At 70.5% G+C, this 19,159-nt stretch carries 22 protein-coding genes; 6 read left to right on the plus strand and 16 right to left on the minus strand.

Annotated features, from left to right (window positions below):
* Nucleotides 1–86: 86 nt before the first annotated feature.
* The 3 genes from RMT89_RS14900 to RMT89_RS14910 all read right to left on the minus strand — a co-directional run bounded on the left by RMT89_RS14900 (nucleotide 87) and on the right by RMT89_RS14910 (nucleotide 1,563).
* Entirely contained in the window at nucleotides 87–350 is a 264-nt protein-coding gene (locus RMT89_RS14900; RefSeq protein WP_315884228.1) for a hypothetical protein, read from the minus strand.
* A complete protein-coding gene (locus RMT89_RS14905; protein WP_315884229.1) occupies nucleotides 347–694 on the minus strand; it encodes a DUF6247 family protein in 348 nt (115 codons plus the stop codon). Before RMT89_RS14905 ends, RMT89_RS14900 begins: the two co-directional genes overlap by 4 nt.
* A 101-nt stretch (nucleotides 695–795) precedes the next feature.
* Nucleotides 796–1,563 carry a helix-turn-helix domain-containing protein gene (locus RMT89_RS14910; RefSeq protein ID WP_315884230.1) on the minus strand — a complete coding sequence of 256 codons (768 nt, stop codon included), beginning with the start codon at nucleotides 1,561–1,563 and terminating at the stop codon, nucleotides 796–798.
* Between the two features lie 326 nt (nucleotides 1,564–1,889).
* Here RMT89_RS14910 and RMT89_RS14915 point away from each other — a divergent pair, with 326 nt between their 5' ends.
* Both RMT89_RS14915 and RMT89_RS14920 read left to right on the plus strand, forming a co-directional pair.
* Nucleotides 1,890–2,702, plus strand: a complete 813-nt coding sequence (locus tag RMT89_RS14915) for a helix-turn-helix transcriptional regulator (RefSeq protein WP_315884231.1) — start codon at nucleotides 1,890–1,892, stop codon at nucleotides 2,700–2,702.
* Complete coding sequence (locus RMT89_RS14920) at nucleotides 2,699–2,887, plus strand: DUF397 domain-containing protein (protein ID WP_315884232.1); 189 nt, start codon at nucleotides 2,699–2,701, stop codon at nucleotides 2,885–2,887. Before RMT89_RS14915 ends, RMT89_RS14920 begins: the two co-directional genes overlap by 4 nt.
* On the opposite strand, the gene RMT89_RS14925 is transcribed toward RMT89_RS14920, so the two are convergent.
* Nucleotides 2,875–3,159: a hypothetical protein gene (locus RMT89_RS14925; RefSeq protein WP_315884233.1), complete on the minus strand. Its 285-nt coding sequence runs from the start codon at nucleotides 3,157–3,159 to the stop codon at nucleotides 2,875–2,877. The two genes, RMT89_RS14920 and RMT89_RS14925, sit on opposite strands and share 13 nt — an antisense overlap.
* A gap of 62 nt (nucleotides 3,160–3,221) precedes the next feature.
* Nucleotides 3,222–3,566 (minus strand): hypothetical protein, encoded by a 345-nt coding sequence (locus RMT89_RS14930; RefSeq protein ID WP_315884234.1) that lies wholly within the window; start codon nucleotides 3,564–3,566, stop codon nucleotides 3,222–3,224.
* Nucleotides 3,567–3,626: 60 nt separating this feature from the next.
* Here RMT89_RS14930 and RMT89_RS14935 point away from each other — a divergent pair, with 60 nt between their 5' ends.
* Nucleotides 3,627–4,124 (plus strand): DUF2165 domain-containing protein, encoded by a 498-nt coding sequence (locus RMT89_RS14935; RefSeq protein WP_315884235.1) that lies wholly within the window; start codon nucleotides 3,627–3,629, stop codon nucleotides 4,122–4,124.
* On the opposite strand, the gene RMT89_RS14940 is transcribed toward RMT89_RS14935, so the two are convergent.
* The 4 genes from RMT89_RS14940 to RMT89_RS14955 are packed head-to-tail and all read right to left on the minus strand — an operon-like array spanning nucleotide 4,125 to nucleotide 8,425.
* The gene (locus RMT89_RS14940; RefSeq protein ID WP_315884266.1) at nucleotides 4,125–4,322 is read right to left on the minus strand and encodes a hypothetical protein; all 198 of its coding nucleotides are present in this window, start codon (nucleotides 4,320–4,322) and stop codon (nucleotides 4,125–4,127) included. It lies immediately after the preceding gene.
* A gap of 28 nt (nucleotides 4,323–4,350) precedes the next feature.
* Nucleotides 4,351–4,908 (minus strand): hypothetical protein, encoded by a 558-nt coding sequence (locus tag RMT89_RS14945; protein ID WP_315884267.1) that lies wholly within the window; start codon nucleotides 4,906–4,908, stop codon nucleotides 4,351–4,353.
* Between the two features lie 53 nt (nucleotides 4,909–4,961).
* A complete protein-coding gene (locus tag RMT89_RS14950) occupies nucleotides 4,962–7,547 on the minus strand; it encodes a bifunctional FO biosynthesis protein CofGH (protein WP_315884236.1) in 2,586 nt (861 codons plus the stop codon).
* Nucleotides 7,548–7,576: 29 nt separating this feature from the next.
* A complete protein-coding gene (locus tag RMT89_RS14955; RefSeq protein ID WP_315884237.1) occupies nucleotides 7,577–8,425 on the minus strand; it encodes an LLM class F420-dependent oxidoreductase in 849 nt (282 codons plus the stop codon).
* A gap of 131 nt (nucleotides 8,426–8,556) precedes the next feature.
* Between RMT89_RS14955 and RMT89_RS14960 the strand changes: the two genes are divergently transcribed.
* On the plus strand, nucleotides 8,557–10,068 hold the full coding sequence (locus tag RMT89_RS14960; RefSeq protein WP_315884238.1) for a CehA/McbA family metallohydrolase: 1,512 nt from the start codon (nucleotides 8,557–8,559) through the stop codon (nucleotides 10,066–10,068).
* A 194-nt stretch (nucleotides 10,069–10,262) separates the two neighbouring features.
* Here RMT89_RS14960 and RMT89_RS14965 read toward each other — a convergent pair whose 3' ends face one another.
* Complete coding sequence (locus tag RMT89_RS14965) at nucleotides 10,263–11,027, minus strand: endonuclease/exonuclease/phosphatase family protein (protein ID WP_315884239.1); 765 nt, start codon at nucleotides 11,025–11,027, stop codon at nucleotides 10,263–10,265.
* Between the two features lie 116 nt (nucleotides 11,028–11,143).
* Here RMT89_RS14965 and RMT89_RS14970 point away from each other — a divergent pair, with 116 nt between their 5' ends.
* Nucleotides 11,144–11,374: a hypothetical protein gene (locus RMT89_RS14970; RefSeq protein WP_315884240.1), complete on the plus strand. Its 231-nt coding sequence runs from the start codon at nucleotides 11,144–11,146 to the stop codon at nucleotides 11,372–11,374.
* Nucleotides 11,371–11,670, plus strand: a complete 300-nt coding sequence (locus RMT89_RS14975; protein ID WP_315884241.1) for a type II toxin-antitoxin system PemK/MazF family toxin — start codon at nucleotides 11,371–11,373, stop codon at nucleotides 11,668–11,670. The genes RMT89_RS14970 and RMT89_RS14975 overlap by 4 nt, the downstream gene beginning before the upstream one ends.
* 13 nt (nucleotides 11,671–11,683) lie before the next feature.
* Here RMT89_RS14975 and RMT89_RS14980 read toward each other — a convergent pair whose 3' ends face one another.
* From RMT89_RS14980 to RMT89_RS15005, 6 genes are all read right to left on the minus strand, one after another.
* On the minus strand, nucleotides 11,684–13,129 hold the full coding sequence (locus tag RMT89_RS14980) for an aldehyde dehydrogenase family protein (protein WP_315884242.1): 1,446 nt from the start codon (nucleotides 13,127–13,129) through the stop codon (nucleotides 11,684–11,686).
* Nucleotides 13,126–14,859, minus strand: a complete 1,734-nt coding sequence (locus RMT89_RS14985; protein ID WP_315884243.1) for a D-aminoacylase — start codon at nucleotides 14,857–14,859, stop codon at nucleotides 13,126–13,128. Before RMT89_RS14985 ends, RMT89_RS14980 begins: the two co-directional genes overlap by 4 nt.
* A 15-nt stretch (nucleotides 14,860–14,874) precedes the next feature.
* Nucleotides 14,875–15,993 (minus strand): LLM class flavin-dependent oxidoreductase, encoded by a 1,119-nt coding sequence (locus RMT89_RS14990; RefSeq protein WP_399498160.1) that lies wholly within the window; start codon nucleotides 15,991–15,993, stop codon nucleotides 14,875–14,877.
* A gap of 93 nt (nucleotides 15,994–16,086) precedes the next feature.
* The gene (locus tag RMT89_RS14995) at nucleotides 16,087–16,857 is read right to left on the minus strand and encodes an SDR family NAD(P)-dependent oxidoreductase (protein WP_315884245.1); all 771 of its coding nucleotides are present in this window, start codon (nucleotides 16,855–16,857) and stop codon (nucleotides 16,087–16,089) included.
* A gap of 11 nt (nucleotides 16,858–16,868) precedes the next feature.
* Entirely contained in the window at nucleotides 16,869–17,798 is a 930-nt protein-coding gene (locus tag RMT89_RS15000; protein ID WP_315884246.1) for a TIGR03619 family F420-dependent LLM class oxidoreductase, read from the minus strand.
* Complete coding sequence (locus RMT89_RS15005; RefSeq protein WP_315884247.1) at nucleotides 17,795–19,024, minus strand: amidohydrolase family protein; 1,230 nt, start codon at nucleotides 19,022–19,024, stop codon at nucleotides 17,795–17,797. Before RMT89_RS15005 ends, RMT89_RS15000 begins: the two co-directional genes overlap by 4 nt.
* Nucleotides 19,025–19,159 lie beyond the last annotated feature (135 nt).

Genomic DNA, 19,159 nt, shown 5'->3' on the forward strand with positions numbered 1-19,159 from the left:
AATCGACCAGGAACGGTCGGTTCAGGGGGCGGAATGGTATGCGGAGTGTGCGGTGAGTGGCCGTTATTGAGCCTGGGTGTTCGGTTTCACCCGTACCACGTGACGTTGCAGACGTAGACGCACTCATGGCGTGGCACGGCGAGAAAGCTGAGGAATCCGCGGCCCCCGAAGACGTCGAACTCTCGCAGTCCGCCCTCCCGGTCCACGGGCCTGCCCACGCGCACGGAGTCATGACCGAGGGCGGCGAGCTCCGTGGCAAGCCGCTCCACCTCCGCCACCACGCCGGCCGGAAGCCCTCCGGTCACATACTCGGCACTCGGGTTGTAGTCCCAGGACCAGGCGGAGGTCACAGCCCGGCCTCGGATTCGGCCGCCTCCCGGATCGCGTGGATCTCGGCCATGGCCTCGGACGGGTCCTGCTCGCCGGCGTCCACGATGCGCTCCAGTTCGCGCAGCCGCGCGGCACGCGCCGGGTGACGTTCGATCGCGACGAACACGGCCCAGGAATGTACGAAGGCGCGGAGGGGAGCGAGGCTCTTGGTCTGCTGGGCGTTGGTCGTTGCCTCGAACAGATGCTGGGTGAGCGCCGGAAGCCTGCTGGGCGCGATCCTCCCGACCGCGCTCCGAAGCGCGTCGGGGGTCAGCTCAGGCATCGGGATCAGCGGCCCGTACGGGCCGTCGCTCTGAGCACTCACGGTGACCTCCGGTGCTGGTGTTCCGCTCCTCGTACGGTACCGGCGGAGACTTCGCGGTGCCGCAGGTACGGCGCGGACCACATGACTCGCCTCCGGCATGGTTACGCCGCACTCCGCTCTGTTGCCTCGGTCGGGCGGCAGTCGCGGCATCTGCCCGGGTGGGGGGAGCGGAAGGCGCGGTCACAGGCGTCGCAGGTCTGGAGGGGGGCCGGGCGGAGGGGTTCCGGGGCGGTCGGGAGGTGTGGTGGAAGGAGGTCGGTCAGGCGGCGGGCCAGGAAGGCCGCCGGGTGGCGGATGGGTTCCTGGGGCAGGCCGGACGTCAGGGTGTGTTGTACGGCCGTGGCGGGCACTCCTCGTTCCAGCCAGGCCTCCACCGCCGGAGCCAGGCGGTACACGTCCCGTTCCGTCAGCAGCAGGCGGGCGTCCTGAGCGCGCAGGCCGGCGAGGAGGTCGGCGGCGGGCCGTGGGGTTGCCGTCGGGCGGGGTTCCGGCTCCGCCGCTGCCCTGAGCGTCGTACGCCTCGGCAAGTTGTACGAGTACGTCCGGGTCACGAATCGGCCCGATTGAAGACGCTCCTTGATGCGTGCGAGGTACCCGTGGTGCTCCAACTCCCGCAGCGCCGCGGCGATCCGGATCTCGCCCTCGGGGAACTTCCCTGTCAGCACCTTGATCCCGATGGGGGTTCCCTCGGGCAGCGACTGGATGTGCACCGCCAGGCCGATCGCCGTCAGGGACAGGTCCGGGTGCTGGGCGAGGTGGTTGCCGACCACGGTGAAGTTGTCGTGATGGGTTTCGTTCACGTGCGTGACGCCGGAGTGGGAACGGCCGGACTTGGCGCGCGGGTGCCCGCTAGGCTTCTGGTCAGTCATCGGGAAGCTTCCTTCTTCCTCGGTGATCAGGCCCTCGCACTGGGATGCCAGTCCCGGCGAGGGCCGATGCATGTCTGCAGTTGTTGCGGCTGAGGCTGCACCATGAAGTCCCCGCCACGCCAATCGAGTTGGGCGTTTTCACCCTCGTGGGTGATCGCCGCGGGCGGTGGGGGCTGGTTGGGTTCTTTCCCCGGTTCTTTGGTCTTTGCGTCGGGACCGACCGGGTCGTGGGTTCCCGCGATCCAGGGCCACGGCGTCGGCAACCGGGTCGGGGATCTGCGGGACCCGGGCGAGTCGGGAACCTCAACACGTCGGGAGGGAAGCCGGTGGAGGACGAGGAGGCCGAGGCCGTACTCAAGACGGTCGGGCGGCAGATCAAGTTGTGGCGGGAGGCCGCCGGGCTGAGGCAGACCGAGCTCGGGGACGCGATCGGGTACAGCGAGGACATGGTCTCCGCGGTGGAGCGGGGGGTGCGGATCCCGAAGCCCGACTTCCTGGACAAGACCGACAAAGTGACCGGGGCGGGCGGCAAGGTCTCGGCCATGAGGAAGGACGTGGAGGAGGCCCGGTATCCGAAGAACGTGCGGGACCTGACGAAGCTGGAGGACGACTCCGTGGAGATGGGCGCCTATACCGCCCTTCACATCCACGGTCTGCTCCAGACTCCGGAGTACGCACGTGCGTTGTTCGACACGCGGCGGCCCTCGTACACGGAGGAGGAGGTCGACCGGCTCGTCGCCGCACGCATGGCGCGCAAGGCAGTCTTCGAGCGAGTGCCCCCGCCGTTCCTCCACTTCGTCCAGGAAGAGGCCACGCTGACGAGGCCGGTCGGAGGCAGGATGGTGCTGCGGCAGCAGCTCGAACACCTTTTGGAGGTCGGCAAGTTGCGGAACGTGGAGATCCAAGTGATGCCCACCAGCCGAGCGGAGCACGCGTATGTGACCGGCTCGTTCCGCGTGCTGAAGCTTCGGGACGGCAAGACCCTGGGGTACCTGGCGGCGGAGCTGTACAGCCGAGTGATCAGTGATCCCCGGGATGCCCAGGTCGTGGAGATGCGCTATGGGATGATCCGGGCGCAGGCCCTCTCCCCCCGGGAGTCGCTGGCCTTCATCGAGAAACTTCTGGGAGAAGAGACGTGACCAGCACCGCACTGGCGTGGTTCAAGAGCAGCTACAGCAGTGGCGACGACCCCGACTGCGTCGAGGTCGCCATATCCCCCACCGCCCCCGCCATCCACGTACGCGACTCCAAGGACACCACCGTCGGCCGGCTCACCTTCACCGACGACGCCTGGTCCGCGTTCCTCGACGGCTACTCCGCGTAACGCACCCTCATCGCGTCCCGCGCGGCGCGCGCCCTGGGCAGTACGAGGACCGGGGGGCCGCCCGAGAGGCGCAGCACCTCGGCGACCACCGGCTCGGCCATGACCCCGCGGTCGGCGAGCAGCCCGCGCGCCTCCGCCTCCGTGAAGGGGCTGAGCCGCAGATCGGCCATGAAGTCGGCGAACCCGCCCCAGCGGCCGGTGTCGAAGGGGCGCTGTCCGGAGGTCACCACGACGACGTTGGCGGGGAGTTCGCCGTACCGGTCGGTGCTCATCAGTGCGTGCAGCCAGCCGTCGAGGAAGGTTCCGGTGCGCTCGTAGGTGTCGAAGAAGGGAATCAGCCAGGGTGCCGCGGCCGCGGCGGCGATGTCGCCAGCTCGTCCAGGAACTTGGGGGTGAGGACCCGCTCCGGGGCGAGCACCAGTTGCAGGTCCTCCTGGTTGCGGAAGCGTTCGCCGAGGCGGGCCTTCAAGCGCGCCGCGCCCTCCGCCGGCCGGTCGGAGTCGACGGCGCCCACGAAGGGTCCGGCCACCGGGACCGCCAGGCCCAGGCCCGCCATGCCGAGCCGGTCCGCCGTCGAGGCCAGCGGGGAGGGGCCTTCCGGCGCGGGTTCCAGGGCGGCGACCTCGGCCTCCGCCTCATGGCGCCGTTCGCACTCCGCCTCACCCCCGCAATGGCCCAACTCGCGGTTCCCAGAGGGGCGTTCTGGATCACGCCGTCCCGCAGAGGGAAGATGGCCGTCATGTCATCCACACCCCCACGCGGCGCACTCCGCCTCACCGCCACCCTGCTCACCGCGAGCGTCGCGCTCTACATGGCGCTGGTCGCCTTCGGGAACATCACGGACTTCGGGACGAACCAGCAGTTCGTCCAGCATGTCCTCGCGATGGACACCACGTTCAAGGACGACGACCTGATGTGGAGAGCCGTCACCAGCAAGGGACTTCAGGACACCGCGTACGTCGCGATCATCGTCTGGGAGACCCTCGCCGCGCTCGTCCTCATATACGGCACCTGGCTCTGGGCCCGCCAGGGCGACCGGAGCGCCCGGCGCTTCTCCACCTACGGCCTGCTCATGGTCATGCTGCTGTTCGGGGCCGGGTTCATCGCGATCGGCGGTGAGTGGTTCGCGATGTGGCAGTCCGGGGACTGGAACGGTCTTGACGCGGCGACCAGGGTCTTCGTGTTCAGCGGGATCGTGCTGATCGTCAACCATCTGCCGGCCGCGTCCGACACGTAACTAGTCGTCCGAGCTCCTGCGGCTCCGGCTCGACCCCTTGTTGGACCGCATCAGGATCGCCAGCAGCTCGCCCGCGCCCCGCGTCACGGCGGCCACCACGCGCGCCCAGCGCGGGGCGGTGCCCCGGCTCGCCCACACGACACAGACGCAGCCTCCGACGACCAGCGCCAGAAGCACCAAGAGGATCAGTACGCCCACGCTCACGGTTCCCCGTCTCCCTCGTTGCCTACTCGACGACCGTCACGGTCGTCCCCGCCGTCCCGAACGCCCACAGCGCCGAGCCGTCCGCCGCCTTCATCCGGATACCGCCCGTCAGGGCCCCGGCCTCGGGCGGGGGCGGTGACGAGCCGTCCACGGCGTTGGAGAAGGCTATGTTCACGCCGGACTGCGCGGCGAAGTACACCACATGCTCGATCGCCACCCCGTCCGAGCCCTTGGTCGCCGCTGCCCGCGTCCCGACCTCGTAGCTCCCCGGCTCGGGGTCGACCGTGCCCGGCCACACCGTGATGGTGCGGCGCGTGGCCTCGCTCCCGTCCACCAGCCACACCCGCTTCTGGCCGAGCGAGTAGACGATCCGGCGGCCCGTGCCCGAGCCGTCCGGCACCCGGGCCGGCTTCGCGGACTCGGCCGGCTTGGGACTCGCCGTGGCGGAGGCGCTCGGCGGGGTGGCCGTGGCCGTGGGCTTCGCGCCCTTGTCCGCCTGTACGGCGAGGGCGACGACCACGGCTGTCGCCCCTACCGTCAGAGCGGTCACCCATACCTTCGGGGCAGGCACGGCACGGATCTCCTCAGCTCACCGACAGGGTCGGATCATCGTACTGTGACGCTCCCCACGGGTTACTCCAGCACCGGAAGCAGCTCCGGCAGATGCCCGTCCGACACCGCCGCCGCCCGCTGCCGCTCCTCCGGGACCTCGCCGTACAGCGTGGTGCGGGGCCTGGCCGGACGCCCTGCCGCGTCCGCGACCGCGATCAGGTCCTTGACCGACTTGTAGGAGCCGTAGGAGGAGCCCGCCATCCGGGAGATCGTCTCCTCCATCAGCGTGCCGCCCAGGTCGTTCGCGCCCGAGCGCAGCATCTCCGCCGCGCCCTCCGCGCCGAGCTTCACCCAACTCGTCTGGATGTTGGGGATCCACGGGTGCAGGAGCAGCCGCGCCATCGCCGTCACCGCCCTGTTGTCCCGGATCGTCGGGCCCGGCCGCGCGATTCCGGCCAGGTACACCGGGGCGTTGGTGTGGATGAACGGCAGTGTCACGAACTCCGTGAAACCGCCCGTGCGTTGCTGGATGTCCGCCAGCGTCCTCAAATGCCCCAGCCAGTGGCGCGGCTGGTCGACATGGCCGTACATCATCGTCGAGGACGAACGGATGCCCAGCTCGTGCGCCGTCGTGATCACCTCGATCCAGGTGGCCGTGGGCAGCTTGCCCTTGGTCAGGATCCAGCGGACCTCGTCGTCGAGGATCTCGGCGGCGGTGCCGGGGATGGAGTCAAGGCCGGCCTCCTTCGCCGCCGTCAGCCACTCGCGGATCGAAAGACCCGTCCTGCTCGCGCCGTTGACGACCTCCATGGGAGAGAAGGCGTGCACATGCATCCCCGGCACCCGCGCCTTCACCGCCCGCGCGATGTCGAAGTACGCCGTCCCCGGCAGGTCGGGGTGGATGCCGCCCTGCATGCAGACCTCCACCGCGCCCACCTCCCACGCCTGCTGGGCCCGGTCCGCCACCTGCTCCAGCGAGAGCGTGTACGCGTCCGCGTCCGTCCGCCGCTGCGCGAACGCGCAGAACCGGCAGCCCGTGTAGCAGACGTTGGTGAAGTTGATGTTCCGCGTGACGATGTACGTCACGTCGTCGCCGACGGCTGTCCTGCGGACGTCGTCCGCGATCCGCGTCAACGCGTCCAGCGCCGGGCCGTCCGCGTGCAGCAGCGCCAGCGCCTCCTCGTCGGTCAGCTTCGTCGGATCGTCCGCCGCCGTCCTCAGAGCCGTCCGTACGTCCGTGTCGACGCGCTCCGGCGCCATCCCGGGCGCCGCCGCCTCGCGCAGGGCGCCCCAGTCGCCGTACACCTCGTCGAAGTCGTCGCGGCGGTCGGACGTACGGCCCTCGGTGTCGATCGTGGTGTGCAGATCCGTACGGCCCGACGCATCGAAGGCCTCCTCCGGCTCCTGCCACGCGTGCCCTTCCGGAAGGACACCGGGACGCGCGAGACCCGTCTCCGGGTCCGCCAGCGCCGCCACATGCGGACGCAGCCGCGGATCCAGCCAGGGCTCCCCGCGCCGCACGAACTCCGGGTACACGCAGAGGCGTTCGCGCAGTGCGAAGCCGGCCGCCGCCGAGCGCTCGGTGAGCTCCTCGATCTGCGGCCAGGGGCGCTCGGGGTTGACGTGGTCGATGGTCAGCGGGGAGACCCCGCCCCAGTCGTCGATCCCGGCGCCGATGAGCCGCTCGTACTCGGAGTCGACGAGGTTGGGTGGGGCCTGGAGGCAGCCGCTCGGCCCCATGATGTGCCGGGCGACCGCCACCGTGGCCACCAGCTCGTCCAGTTCCGCGTCCGGCATGCCCCGCATCGCCGTGTCCGGCTTGGCGCGGAAGTTCTGGATGATCAGTTCCTGGATGCCGTGATAGGCGCGGGAGATCTTCCGGAGCGCGAAGAGGGACTCGGCGCGCTCCTCGTACGTCTCCCCGATCCCGATCAGGAGTCCGGAGGTGAAGGGGACCGAGGACCGGCCCGCGTCCTCCAACACCCGCAGCCGTACGGACGGTTCCTTGTCGGGGGAGCCGTAGTGGGGGCCGCCGGGCTCGGACCACAGGCGAGTGGCCGTCGTCTCCAGCATCATGCCCATGGAGGGCGCGACGGGCTTCAGCCGCTGGAAGTCGGTCCACGACATGACCCCCGGATTGAGATGGGGCAGCAGGCCCGTCTCCTCCAGGATGCGGATGGAGATGGCGCGGACGTACGCGATGGTGTCGTCGTAGCCGTGCGCGTCCAGCCACTCCCGGGCCTCCGGCCAGCGCTCCTCCGGCTTGTCGCCGAGGGTGATCAGCGCTTCCTTGCAGCCGAGCGCGGCGCCCTTGCGGGCGATGTCGAGGGCCTCGTCCGGGGACATGAACATCCCGTGTCCGGCCCGGCGCAGCTTGCCGGGCACGGTCACGAAGGTGCAGTAGTGGCACTTGTCCCGGCACAGCCGGGTCAGCGGGATGAAGACGCTCTTCGAGTACGTGATGACCCCGGGGCGGCCCGCCGCTTCGAGCCCGGCGTCCCGGACCCGGGCGGCGGACGCGGCGAGGTCGTCGAGGGCCTCCCCGCGGGCCTGGAGGAGGACGGCCGCCTCGGTGACATCGAGGGCGACGCCGTCCCGGGCCCGTTTCAGGGCGCGACGCATGGAGTTCTCGGTCGGGCCGGATCCGGGGGTCACCGAAGTCGTCATCCTTCGAGCATACGGTCGAGCTGATCAGGTCATCCGAGGTAGGCGGCGAGATCGTCCAACGCCCGCAGCACCCCGCTCTCCCCGGCCGGTGGCAACTGCGCCACGACCTCCTCGATGCCGAGGTCCGCGTAGTGCGCGAGCTTTCCGGGGGTGGGGGAGATGGCGTACGGCACGATCTGGAGCGCGGAGGGGTCGCGGCCCGCCTCGGTCCAGGCGGCACGGAGCGCCGGCAGGGTCTCGGTCAGTCCGCGGCCGCCGATGGGCATCCAGCCGTCGGCGTACTCGCAGATGTGGCAGAAGAGCTTGGGCCCGGCGGCGCCGCCGACGAGTGTGCGGGGTCCGACGACCGGGCCCCGCGGCTTCTGTACCGGCTTGGGGTAGGCGTAGGAGGCCCGTACGCTCCCGAACTCGCCCTCGTACGCGGTCGGTTCCTCCGCCCACAGGGCACGCATCAACGCCATCCGGTCCCGGACGAGTTCCCGCCGGGTGCGCCACTCGACGCCGTGGTCGGCGGCCTCCTCCACGTTCCAGCCGAAGCCGAGGCCCAGGGTGAAACGCCCGTCGGAGAGATGGTCGACGGTCGCGATCTGCTTGGCGAGGCTCACCGGGTCGTGCTGAGCGACCAGCGTGATACCGGTGCCGAGGCCGAGGCGCTCGGTCACGGCGGCGGCCTGGCCGAGCGCGACGAAGGGGTCGAGGGTACGGACGTACTCGGGCGGCAGCTCGCCGCCGGCCGGGTACGGGGTGGTCCGCTCGACGGGGATGTGGGTGTGCTCGGGCAGATACAGCCCGGCGAACCCACGCTGCTCCAGCTCACGGGCGAGCCGGGTCGGGGTGATCGTCTCGTCGGTGAGGAAGATCGTGACGGAGAGTCGCATGTCCCATCTGTACCGGGGGTGGTGCCAAATGTCGATACCGACTGGTCGGCATCTGCGGTGGGGTCTGCTCGATGCCCGCCGATCCCCTTCTCTTCCTTACGAGTTCATGCCGTCGGGGAAGACTCCCGGGCATGTGTGATGACGACGCAAGGCTCGGAAGACGCGCCCTGTTCGTGACGGGCGCCGCGGCTGCGCTTACGTTGGGGAGCGTGACCTTCGCGAGAGGGGCGGACGACATGCACCACACCGAGACCCGTACGGTACGCGGGACTCTGCCCCCCGGCTCGCCCGATTTCGTGTACGTCCCCGTCGAAGTACCCGACGGGGTGAGGGAGATCAGGGTCTCCTACACCTACGACCGCCCGGCCGTCCCGGCCGGCACCCCCGGCAACGCCCTCGACATCGGCATCTTCGACGAACGCGGCACCGACCTGGGCGGCAAGGGTTTCCGCGGCTGGTCCGGCGGCGCCCGCACCGAGTTCTTCCTCCGCGCCGACGACGCGACCCCCGCGTACATCCCCGGCCCGGTCAACGAGGGCACCTGGCACATCGTCCTCGGCCCTTACACCGTCGCCCCGCAGGGCCTGAGCTACGAGCTCACGATCACTCTCCTCTACGGCGAGCAGGGCGCCGTCACCCAACCCGGGTACCCGCCCCAGCGGGCCAAGGGGCGCGGCCGGGACTGGTACCGCGGTGACTGCCATCTGCACTCCTGGTACTCCGACGGCCGCCGCACCCCCGCCGAGATCGCCGAGCTGGCCCGGGCCGCGGGCCTGGACTTCATCAACAGCTCCGAGCACAACACGCACTCCGCGCACGCCCACTGGGCCGATGTCGCCGGCGACGACCTGCTGGTGATGCTGGGCGAGGAGGTCACCACCCGCAACGGCCACGTCCTGGCCCTCGGCACGGATCCCGGCACCTTCGTCGACTGGCGCTACCGGGCCCGCGACAACCGCTTCGGCAAGTTCGCGCGCCAGATCCGCAGGTCCGGCGGCCTGGTCGTACCGGCCCATCCGCACGCCACCTGCATCGGCTGCAACTGGAAGTTCGGCTTCGGTGAGGCGGACGCGGTCGAGGTGTGGAACGGGCCCTACACCCCCGACGACGAGGTGGCGCTGGCCGACTGGGACGGGATGCTGGTGGCGTCGGTACGGGAAGGGCGGTCCTGGATCCCGGCCATGGGCAACAGCGACGCGCACCGGGCCCCTGACCCCGTGGGCTCACCGCAGACGGTGGTGCTCGCCGATGACCTGACCCGGGAGGCCGTCCAGGAGGGCATTCGGGCGGGGCGGTCGTATGTCGCGGAGTCCAAGAACGTGTCCCTGGCCTTCACGGCGTCGGGTGGGCGGGGCGAGCATGCCGGCATCGGTGAGCGGTTGCGGGTGGCCCGGGACACTCCGGTCACGGTCCGTCTGGAGGCGACCGGGGCACCTCGCTGCACGGTGCGGTTCGTGACGGATCAGGGGGTCCTGTTCACGAGTTCTCCGTTGCCGGTGACGGGTGCGGGGGTGGTGGAGTGGCGGACGACGCCTTCGTATGCGGCCTATGTGCGGGCGGAGTTGCGGCACGAGGCGGTGATGGCGCCGCTGCCGGGGGCGCTGGCGGCTTTCACGAATCCGATCTTTCTGGGGCGGGATTGATCGTTTTCGGCTGCGGGGCGGTGGGGGCTGGTCGCGCAGTTCCCCGCGCCCCTGGGGAGTTGGCGGCGCCGTCAGTCGGTCCTTGAAGCCCAACCGGACCGGCAGCGCCCTGGAGGGGCGGGGGGAACTGCGCGATCAGCCACGACGGAGCCGCGGACGACCGACGGCATATCGCGGCACTTCCAGCGGAGCGCTCAGCACACCAGGTCGACCACGACGGCCGCGTGATCGGAGGGCCAGACCCCGTCCACGGGCCGGTCACCGGCTCGCCGTACCTCCCGTACGGATCCCGGGCCGCCGAGATGGACGTAGTCGATCCGCGCCCCCTGCCGTGGGCCGTCCGGGGTGTAGGGGAGCTCCGGGTGCCAGTCCCAGGTCGCCGAGGGGGCCGCCGAATCCGGCCAGGCGTCACGGAAGTGGCGCCGGAACAGGCGCAGTTCCTCGGAGTCCGGCTCGGCGTTGAAGTCTCCGGTGACGATCACGGTGCCGTCCCGGTGGGCGAACTCGGCGAGTGCGGCGGCCTGTTGGCGGCGTACGGCGGAGGCGGCCGGGGCGGATGCCAGGTGGGCGGTGAAGAAGTGCGCCGGGCCCGTCCGCGCGTACAGAGCGAGCCGACCGTCATCGAGCTCGGGCGGCGCGGGCAGCCGTAGGACCTCCGTCGTCCGCACCGGCCACCGGCTCAGCACCGCGGCGCCGATGTCCACGGGCGCGTCCCCGATCCGTCGCCGCCACCGCTCCGGCGCCGGGGAGGCCGCCCAGGTCCAGTGCAGGCCCAGCTCCCCCGCCAGCCATTCCGCGAGGTTCTCCCCGTCGGCGGCCCACACCTCCTGCAGGCCCACGAGGTCGGGCCGCAGCTCCCGCAGCACGGAGCGGATCGCCTTCTGCCGCTCGCGCCAAGGCCCGAACCGCCACCACAGGTTCCAGGTCACCACGCGCACGGCCACCCACCCCTCGGTCATGGCACCGTCAAGGCGTCCATTAAAGGGGAGCGGTGCGGCCTCGCATTGACGGCCCCGCAAAGCATTTGTGAACGCGACTCGTCATACGGCATGCAGGGCAGGCGTATGATGGCAGCATGACGGTGAACATGACGATGAGCCTGCCCGACGATGTCGCCGCCTTCGTGAGATCCAAGGGCAATGCCTCCGCGTACACGGCCCGGATACTGCGCCGGCAAATGCTGTCCGAGGAGCTGGAGCGGTCCGCGCGGGTGCGGGCCGAAGCCGGGATCGTGACGACGGTCGGCGAGCCGGACGAAACCGAGGAAGAGACCTTGGAGCGGTGGGGCCGGGTGGCAGGCCGGTGAAGCGCGGGCACGTTTACGAGCTGTCCTTCGCCGGCGGGCCCGCACACGTCCTGGTGGTCTCGTCCGACGCCCTCAACGCCCAGAACAAGTCCGCGACGTGCGTGCTGATCTATCCGCAGCAAGTACGCGAAGCCACGCTCGTGGACATTCCGGTCGACTCACCCTCGGCGGGCACGATCGTGCTCGGCGAGTTCCGCACGATGGCCGCTCCCCTCTTCACGGACGACCTGGGGCCCGTCGACGAGCGCGTCATAGAAGCCGTCGAGATCGGACTCCGCGCCGTGTTCGACCTGTAGCCGCCCGCCTCTCTCAGCCCGGCCAGACGATCGACTGCACCTCGCTGTAGGCGTGCAGCGCGTAGGAGCCGACGTCCCGGCCGACGCCGCTCTTCTTGAAGCCGCCGAACGGCGCCTCCATGTTCCGGCCGACCGTGTTGACGCCCACTCCGCCCGCCCTGAGCCGGCGGGCGACGCGGAAGGCTCTCGCCACGTCCGCGGACCAGACGTAGTCGATCAGTCCGTAGTCGGAGTCGTTGGCGAGGGCGACGCCTTCGTCCTCCTCGTCGAAGGGGATCACGGACACGACGGGACCGAAGATCTCCTCGCGGGCGACGGTCATGTCGTTGGTGCAGTCGGCGAGGAGGGTGGGCGAGACATAGAACCCCTGGGCCGGCGGGGGCCGTTCACCACCCGCCACGACCACCGCTCCCTCCTTGCGGCCGGCCTCGATGTACGACTCCACCCGCTCCCGGTGCGCCGCCGAGATCACCGGCCCGACGACCGTGTCCGGCTCCCGGGGATCGCCGACCTTCAACCGGCGGGCGCAGACCGCCAGTTGCTCGACAAGACGGTCGTACACACCCCGCTGCGCCAGCACCCGCGTCGGCGCCGTGCAGATCTGCCCGCTGTAGAAGGAGAACGTCGTCCCGATCCCGGCCACCGCCGAGCCGATGTCCGCGTCGTCGAGGACGAGCGCCGCGCCCTTCCCGCCGAGCTCCATCAGCTGGCGTTTCATGTCGCGCCCGCACACCTCGGCGATACGGCGTCCGACGGCCGTGGAGCCGGTGAAGCTGACCATGTCGACGTCCCCGGAGGAGACCACCGCCTCCCCGACCTCCACCGAGGCACCGGAGACCACGTTCACCACCCCGGGCGGCACCCCGGCCGCTTCCAGGGCCTCCGCCATCCGGTAGACGGACAGCGGGTCCTGCGGAGCCGGCTTCACCACCACGGTGTTGCCCATCGCCAGTGCCGGGGCGATCTTGCCCGCGGCATTGGCCCACGGGTTGTTGTACGAGGAGATACAGGCGACGACCCCGACCGGCTGCCGCACGGCCAGCGCGCCCATCACACCGGCCCGCCCCATCGGCCCGGCCTCGTTGATCTGCGGCGGGATCGCCCACTCGGCGCTCTCCACGCGCGCGTAGCGCCGGAAACGGGCGGCGGCCACCCCGACCTGCATCCCGCGTGCCGTCGCCGTGGTCGCGCCGGTCTCGGCCTGCGCCAGTTCGGCGTACGGCACCAGCCGGTCCCGGATCAGTTCCGCGGCACGTGCGAGGACCGCGGCCCGCTCCTCGGGCGCCGTGCGCGACCACGCTCCGAAGGCCTCGCGGGCCGCGGCACAGGCCGCGTGCACCTGATCCCGCGAGGCCTCGGGAGCCGAGCCGACGGTCCCCTCGGTCGCCGGGTCGAGGACGTCGTAGAAGCCGCCCTCGGGCTCCACCCATGCCCCGCCGAGGAACAACCGCTGCCTCACCGGGTGCTCACCGTCCGGGTGTCCCGCCCGGACCGCAGCACCTGCCCCGGCACCGCGCCCGTCACCACGTCGTCCCGGATCGCCTCGACCCCGTTGACCCACACGACGCGCACCCCGAGGGCCTTGGAGTCGAGCCGCGGGCTGTCACCCGGCAGGTCGTGCACCAGGGTGGCCGTACCGGCGTCGATGCGTTCCGGGTCGAAGAGCACCAGGTCGGCATGGAACCCCTCCTGCACCCGGCCCCGCTCCCGCAGCCCGAAGAGCCGCGCCGGGTCGTCGGTCAGCATCCGCACGGCCTGCTCAAGACCGGCCAGCTTCCGTCCCCGCAGACAGTCGCCGAGGAAGCGGGTCGTGTACGGCGCCCCGCACATCCGGTCCAGATGCGCCCCCGCGTCCGAGCCGCCCAGCAGGACGTCCTCGTGCTGCCAGGTCCGGGCCCGCAGCGCCCAGGACGCGGGGTCGTTGTCGGGCGGCATGGGCCACAGCACGGTCCGCAGCTCGTCGGCGGCGCAGATGTCGACGAGACAGGCGAACGGGTCCTGCCCGCGCTCGGCCGCGATGTCCCGCACGACCCGCCCGCCGAGCCCACGGTTCGTCTCGCTGTAGGTGTCGCCGATGACGTACCGCCCGAAGTCCGCGAGCCGCCGGAAGACGCCGGCCTCCTTGGACGCGGCGCGCTTCAGCATCTCCGCCCGGACCTCGGGATCCCGGAGCCTGGCGATCCGCTCGGGGACGGGCAGCCCAAGGATCGGCCCCCACCCCGGTATCAGGTTCAGCGCGCAGAAGGTGCCCAGGGACATGTTCATCGGGGTCAGGATCGGCATGGTCAGCGCGACGACCCGCCCGCCCGCCTTCCGGGCCCGCTCGCTCGCCAGCAGTTGCCGCGGCACCCGCTCGGGCACGGAAGCGTCGATCGTCAGCACATTCCAGTTCAGCGGCCGCCCCGCCGCCGCGCTCATCTCCGCGAACAGCTCGATCTCGGCGTCACTGAACTGATCGAGACACCCGGCGACGATCGCCTCGATCTGGGTGCCCTCGTGCTCCCCGACCGCCTTGGACAGCGCGAGCAGCTCCGCGGGCCGCGCATGCCGGGAGGCGACCGGCCGGCCGTCCCCGTCGGAGTGCGTGGACGACTGGGTGGTGGAGAACCCCCAGGCCCCGGCGTCCATGGCGTCGTGCAGCAGCCGGAGCATGGCGTCGAGCTGCTCACCACTCGGCTGCCCCCCGACGGCGTCCGCCCCCATGACATACCGGCGCAGGGCGCAATGCCCCACCATGAACCCGGCGTTGACGGCGATCCGCCCCTCCAGGGCATCCAGGTACTCCCCGAAGGAGTGCCAGCTCCAGGGCGCCCCCTCCTCCAGCGCGACCAGCGACATCCCCTCGACCTTGGACATCATGCGCCGCGTGTAGTCGGCATCGGCGGGCCGGTCGGGATGGAGCGGCGCGAGCGTAAAGCCGCAGTTCCCGGCGGCGACGGTGGTGACTCCGTGGTTGAGGGAGGGGGTGGCGTACGGGTCCCAGAAGAGCTGGGCGTCGTAGTGGGTGTGCGGATCGACGAAGCCGGGGGCGAGGACGAGCCCGGTGGCGTCCTCGGAGGTACGGGCGTCCTCGGTGACACCGGGGGCGATGACGGCGATACGTCCGGCGCGGATGCCCACGTCGGCGGTGTAGGCCGGCGCACCGGTGCCGTCGACGACGGTGGCGCCCTTGACGAGGTGGTCGAGCATCTTCCGGAAACCCCCTTAAGCGGACTGCCGGAAACGGGTGGTCCGGTGGACCGGATCCGTGTCGATCTTCGGAATCACGTGCTCCCCGATGAGCCGGATCGTCTGCAGCGTCTCCTCCTTCGGCACCCCCACCGGAAGCCCGAAGCTCAACTGATCCGCCCCCGCCTGCTCCCACCGCTTGCACTGCCGAAGCACCTCGTCCGGATCCCCGCAGATGACGAGCTCCTCCTCGATGAGCACCTCGACGAACTCCTCGGTGTACTCGGGCAGCGTCTCCGGCCACACCGGGAACCCCTCGGGCCGGGGAAACGTGTCGTGGTACCGGAACACCAGCGAGGGCAGATAGTGCAACCCCCCGCTCACAGCGATCCGTACCGCCTCCTCATGCGTGGGCGCGCAGATCGCCGTCGTCGTCACCATCACGTTGTCGTTGACGAAGTCCCCGATCGGCTCCGCGTCCACGATCGCCGTCTTGTACTGCTCCAGCACCCACTCCATGTCGGAGACCTTCTGCACGCTGAACCCCAGCACCCCGAGCCCCTTCTTCGCGGCCATGGAGTACGACGGAGGCGATCCGGCGGCGTACCACATCGCCGGGTGGGACTTGCCGTACGGCTTCGGCAGTACCTTCCGCGGGGGCAGCGACCAGTGCTTGCCCTGGAACCCGACGTACTCGTCCTGGAGCCACATCTTCGGGAACTCGGCGATGGTCTCTTCCCAGATCTCCTTGGTGTGGTTCATGTCGGTGATCCCGGGAAGGAAGCCGAGGATCTCGTGCGAGCCGGCACCCCGTCCGCTGCCGAACTCGAAGCGGTTCTCGGAGAGATGGTCGAGCATGGCCACCTTCTCGGCGACCTTCACCGGGTGGTTGACCTGGGCCAGGGGATTGAAGATCCCCGAGCCGAGATGGATCCGCTCGGTCGCGTGGGCCAGGTAGCCCAGGAACACATCGTTGGCGGAGAGGTGCGAGTACTCCTCCAGGAAGTGGTGCTCGGAGGCCCAGGCGTACTTGAAGCCCGACTTGTCCGCCTGGATGACGTACTCGGTCTCCTCCATCAGCGCCTTGTGCTCGGCGAGCGGATCGGTCTCCGCGCGCTTGCCCACGTATCCCTGTACAAAGAGCCCGAATTCCAAGGCGGTTCACCGTCCCCGGTCTGGATTTCTGATGGTCCGTCAGATCGCTGACTGTGGCACCGTACGCATGAGGCGTCAATAGCTGACGGTCAGTCAGATGACCGAGACGCCGGCCAGCCAGCCGCCGTCGATCACGAACGGCTGGCCGGTGATGTACGAGGAGTCCTCCGAGGTCAGGAAGAGGGCGAGCCGGGCCACCTCCTCGGGCCGCCCGATCCGCCCGAGCGGGACGAGCTTGCGATACAGCCCGTCCAGCGCCCGTGCCGTCTCCTCCGCGTCCGCCGCCGGGTCCAGCTGGGCCGGGTTGGACATCGCGGTGTCGATGGCGCCGGGGCACATGGCGTTGACGCGGATGCCGCGGGGGGCCAGCTCCAGCGCGGCGACCCGGGTGAGCCCGACGATGGCGTGCTTGGTCGCCGCGTACGCCCCGACGGCCGCCATGCCGGTCACCCCGGTGTAGGACGCGGTGTTGACGATCGTGCCGCCGTCCTCCATCTCGGGCGCGACGGTCCGGACGCCGAGGAAGCAGCCGACCTGGTTGACCCGCACAACCTGCATGAACTCGTCGAGGGGGGTGTCGACAAGGGAGTTGAAGCGCAGGATGCCGGCGTTGCTGACGAGCCCGTCGATCCGGCCGTACGCCTCCTTGGCCCGCCGTACGGCCCCCTGCCACTGCGCCTCGTCCCCCACATCCAGGTGGACGAACAGCGCCCCGATCTCCTTGGCGAGCGCCGCCCCCTGGTCGTCGAGCACATCCGCCACGACGACCGACGCCCCTTCCTCGCGGAACAGCCGCGCTTCCTGCTCCCCCTGTCCGCGCGCCGCCCCGGTGACGATGACGACCCGTCCGTCCAGCTTGCCCATGTGCCGACTCCTCACAGGTGGGGACCTACGTCGGCGCCGAACGCCGCGATCTGGTCGATGAGTTCGCTGCGGCCGCGGCTGCGGAACCGCACCTGGATCTGGTCCACGCCCATCGCGCGGTACGCCCGCAGTGACTCGGCGAGCTGCTCGGGGGAGCCGGTGAGCGTGCGGCGGCCGACGTGCCAGGCGGGGGTGCCGATGTAGAGGGGTTCGGCGATGGCGCCGTAGACGAACGGGCCCTGGATCGCCGCGTCCTCGCGGAGTCGCCGGATCCGGGCGATCTGCTGGGGCAGCCGGTCCCGTGGGTCCCCCTGCGGCAGCCATCCGTCCCCCTTGAGCGCGGCCCGGCGCACGGCGGCGGGCGAGGAGCCGCCGACCCAGACGGGGACGCGCTCCTGCGCGGGCCTGGGGAGCTGGCCGAGCCCTTCGAAGTCGTACAGCTTGCCGTGGTGCTCGGGGAACTCCTCGGGCCCGAGCGCGGCACGCAACGCGTCGATGGTCTCGTCGAGTACGGCGCCCCGGTGCCGGAAGTCCACCCCGAGCGCCGTGAACTCCTCCTCCACATGTCCCGCGCCCACCCCGAGGAGCAGGCGCCCGCCGGAGAGGTGGTCGAGGGTGGCGTACTGCTTGGCGGTGAGCAGGGGGTGGCGCAGGCCGACCACGGCTACGTGACTGAGCAGGCGTACGCGTTCGGTGGCGGCGGCGAGGTAGGCGAGGGTGGCGACGGGGTCGTACCAGGCCGTGCTCATCGCGGGCGCGAGGCGGCGCGGGATGGCGACGTGGTCGCAGCTGGCGACGTAGGAGAAGCCGGCGCGGTCCGCCGCGCGAGCTGTCGCCACGAGGTCGTCGGGCCCGGCGCCGGCCTCCCAGGGCTCGGCGTAGAGGGTGCTCTGGGACTGGATCGGGAGCTGGATGCCGTAGGACACGCGTGTGGCGTTCATGCCCCCGGCCACCGCCCGTCGTCCGTGAGCCCCAGCAGGTCAATGGCGTTGCGCCGGACGATCCGCTCGACCACGTCCGCGTCCAGATGCCCCATCTGCGCCTCGCCGACCTCCCGGGACTTCGGCCAGGTCGAGTCGGAGTGCGGGTAGTCGGTCTCGTAGAGCACATTGCCGACGCCGATGGCGTCGAGGTTCCGCAGCCCGAAGGCGTCGTCGAAGAAGCAGCCGTAGACATGGTCGGCGAACAGCTCGGACGGCGGCCGGTGCACCTTGTCGGCGACCCCGCCCCACCCCCGGTTCTCCTCCCACACCACGTCCGCGCGCTCCAGGATGTACGGGATCCACCCGATCTGCCCCTCGGCGTACATGACCTTGAGGTTCGGGAAGCGCTCGAACTTGCCGCTCATCAGCCAGTCGACCATCGAGAAGCAGCAGTTGGCGAAGGTGATGGTGGAGCCGACGGCGGGCGGGGCGTCGGCGCTCGTGGACGGCATCCGGCTGCTGGAGCCGATGTGCATGGCGACGACCGTGCCGGTCTCGTCACAGGCGGCGAGGAAGGGGTCCCAGTCGTCGGTGTGGACGGAGGGGAGTCCGAGATGCGGGGGTATCTCGGAGAAGGCGACGGCCCGGACACCACGGGCGGCGTTGCGCCGTACCTCCGCCGCGGCCAGTTCGGCGTCCCACAGCGGGATGAGGGTGAGCGGTACGAGCCGCCCCCGCGCCTGGGGCCCGCACCACTCCTCCACCATCCAGTCGTTGTAGGCCTGGACGCACAGCAGCCCCAGCTCATGGTCCTGGGCTTCCGTGAAGGTCTGGCCGCAGAAGCGGGGGAAGGTCGGGAAGCAGAGGGCCGACTGGACGTGGTTGACGTCCATGTCGTCGAGGCGGGAGGGGACGTCGTAGGAACCCTTCCGCATCTGCTCGTACGTGATGACTTCGAGCTTGATCTCGTCCCTGCTGTAGCCGACGGCGGTGTCGAGGCGGGTGAGGGGCCGCTGCAGATCCTCGTAGACCCACCAGTCGCCGATCGGGCCGTCGTCACCCTTCTCGCCCATGACCGGCTTGAACCGACCCCCGAGGAAGGTCATTTCCTTCAACGGGGCGCGGACCGTGCGGGGCCCGGTGTCGAGGTACTTCTTCGGGAGCCGGTCCTGCCACACCTGCGGGGGCTCCACGGTGTGGTCGTCGACGGAGATGATCAGCGGGAAGCTCGGATTGGTCTCCATGCGGCCCACGGTAGCGCTGATCTGACGGTCCGTCAGCTATCGGGTTCTGTGCGGAACCGTGCGAAGAGGTTGTGAGGGCCTTGTGGTGTACCGCACGTCTGGCTGTGAGTGCGGTCTCCCACGGCTGACGCATCC

It is taken from the genome of Streptomyces sp. P17, from assembly GCF_032436805.1.
In the GTDB taxonomy this organism is placed as follows: Bacteria; Actinomycetota; Actinomycetes; order Streptomycetales; family Streptomycetaceae; genus Streptomyces.

Excerpts from the sequence above, each read along its gene's own strand:
- RMT89_RS14960 (WP_315884238.1), top strand. The coding sequence starts at position 8,557 with ATGTGTGATGACGACGCAAGGCTCGGAAGACGCGCCCTGTTCGTGACG.
- RMT89_RS14925 (WP_315884233.1), bottom strand. The coding sequence starts at position 3,159 with ATGAGCACCGACCGGTACGGCGAACTCCCCGCCAACGTCGTCGTGGTG.
- RMT89_RS14950 (WP_315884236.1), bottom strand. The coding sequence starts at position 7,547 with ATGACGACTTCGGTGACCCCCGGATCCGGCCCGACCGAGAACTCCATG.
- RMT89_RS14985 (WP_315884243.1), bottom strand. The coding sequence starts at position 14,859 with ATGCTCGACCACCTCGTCAAGGGCGCCACCGTCGTCGACGGCACCGGT.
- RMT89_RS14935 (WP_315884235.1), top strand. The coding sequence starts at position 3,627 with ATGTCATCCACACCCCCACGCGGCGCACTCCGCCTCACCGCCACCCTG.
- RMT89_RS14955 (WP_315884237.1), bottom strand. The coding sequence starts at position 8,425 with ATGCGACTCTCCGTCACGATCTTCCTCACCGACGAGACGATCACCCCG.
- RMT89_RS14970 (WP_315884240.1), top strand. The coding sequence starts at position 11,144 with ATGACGGTGAACATGACGATGAGCCTGCCCGACGATGTCGCCGCCTTC.
- RMT89_RS14965 (WP_315884239.1), bottom strand. The coding sequence starts at position 11,027 with ATGACCGAGGGGTGGGTGGCCGTGCGCGTGGTGACCTGGAACCTGTGG.
- RMT89_RS15000 (WP_315884246.1), bottom strand. The coding sequence starts at position 17,798 with ATGAACGCCACACGCGTGTCCTACGGCATCCAGCTCCCGATCCAGTCC.
- RMT89_RS15005 (WP_315884247.1), bottom strand. The coding sequence starts at position 19,024 with ATGGAGACCAATCCGAGCTTCCCGCTGATCATCTCCGTCGACGACCAC.
- RMT89_RS14995 (WP_315884245.1), bottom strand. The coding sequence starts at position 16,857 with ATGGGCAAGCTGGACGGACGGGTCGTCATCGTCACCGGGGCGGCGCGC.
- RMT89_RS14910 (WP_315884230.1), bottom strand. The coding sequence starts at position 1,563 with ATGACTGACCAGAAGCCTAGCGGGCACCCGCGCGCCAAGTCCGGCCGT.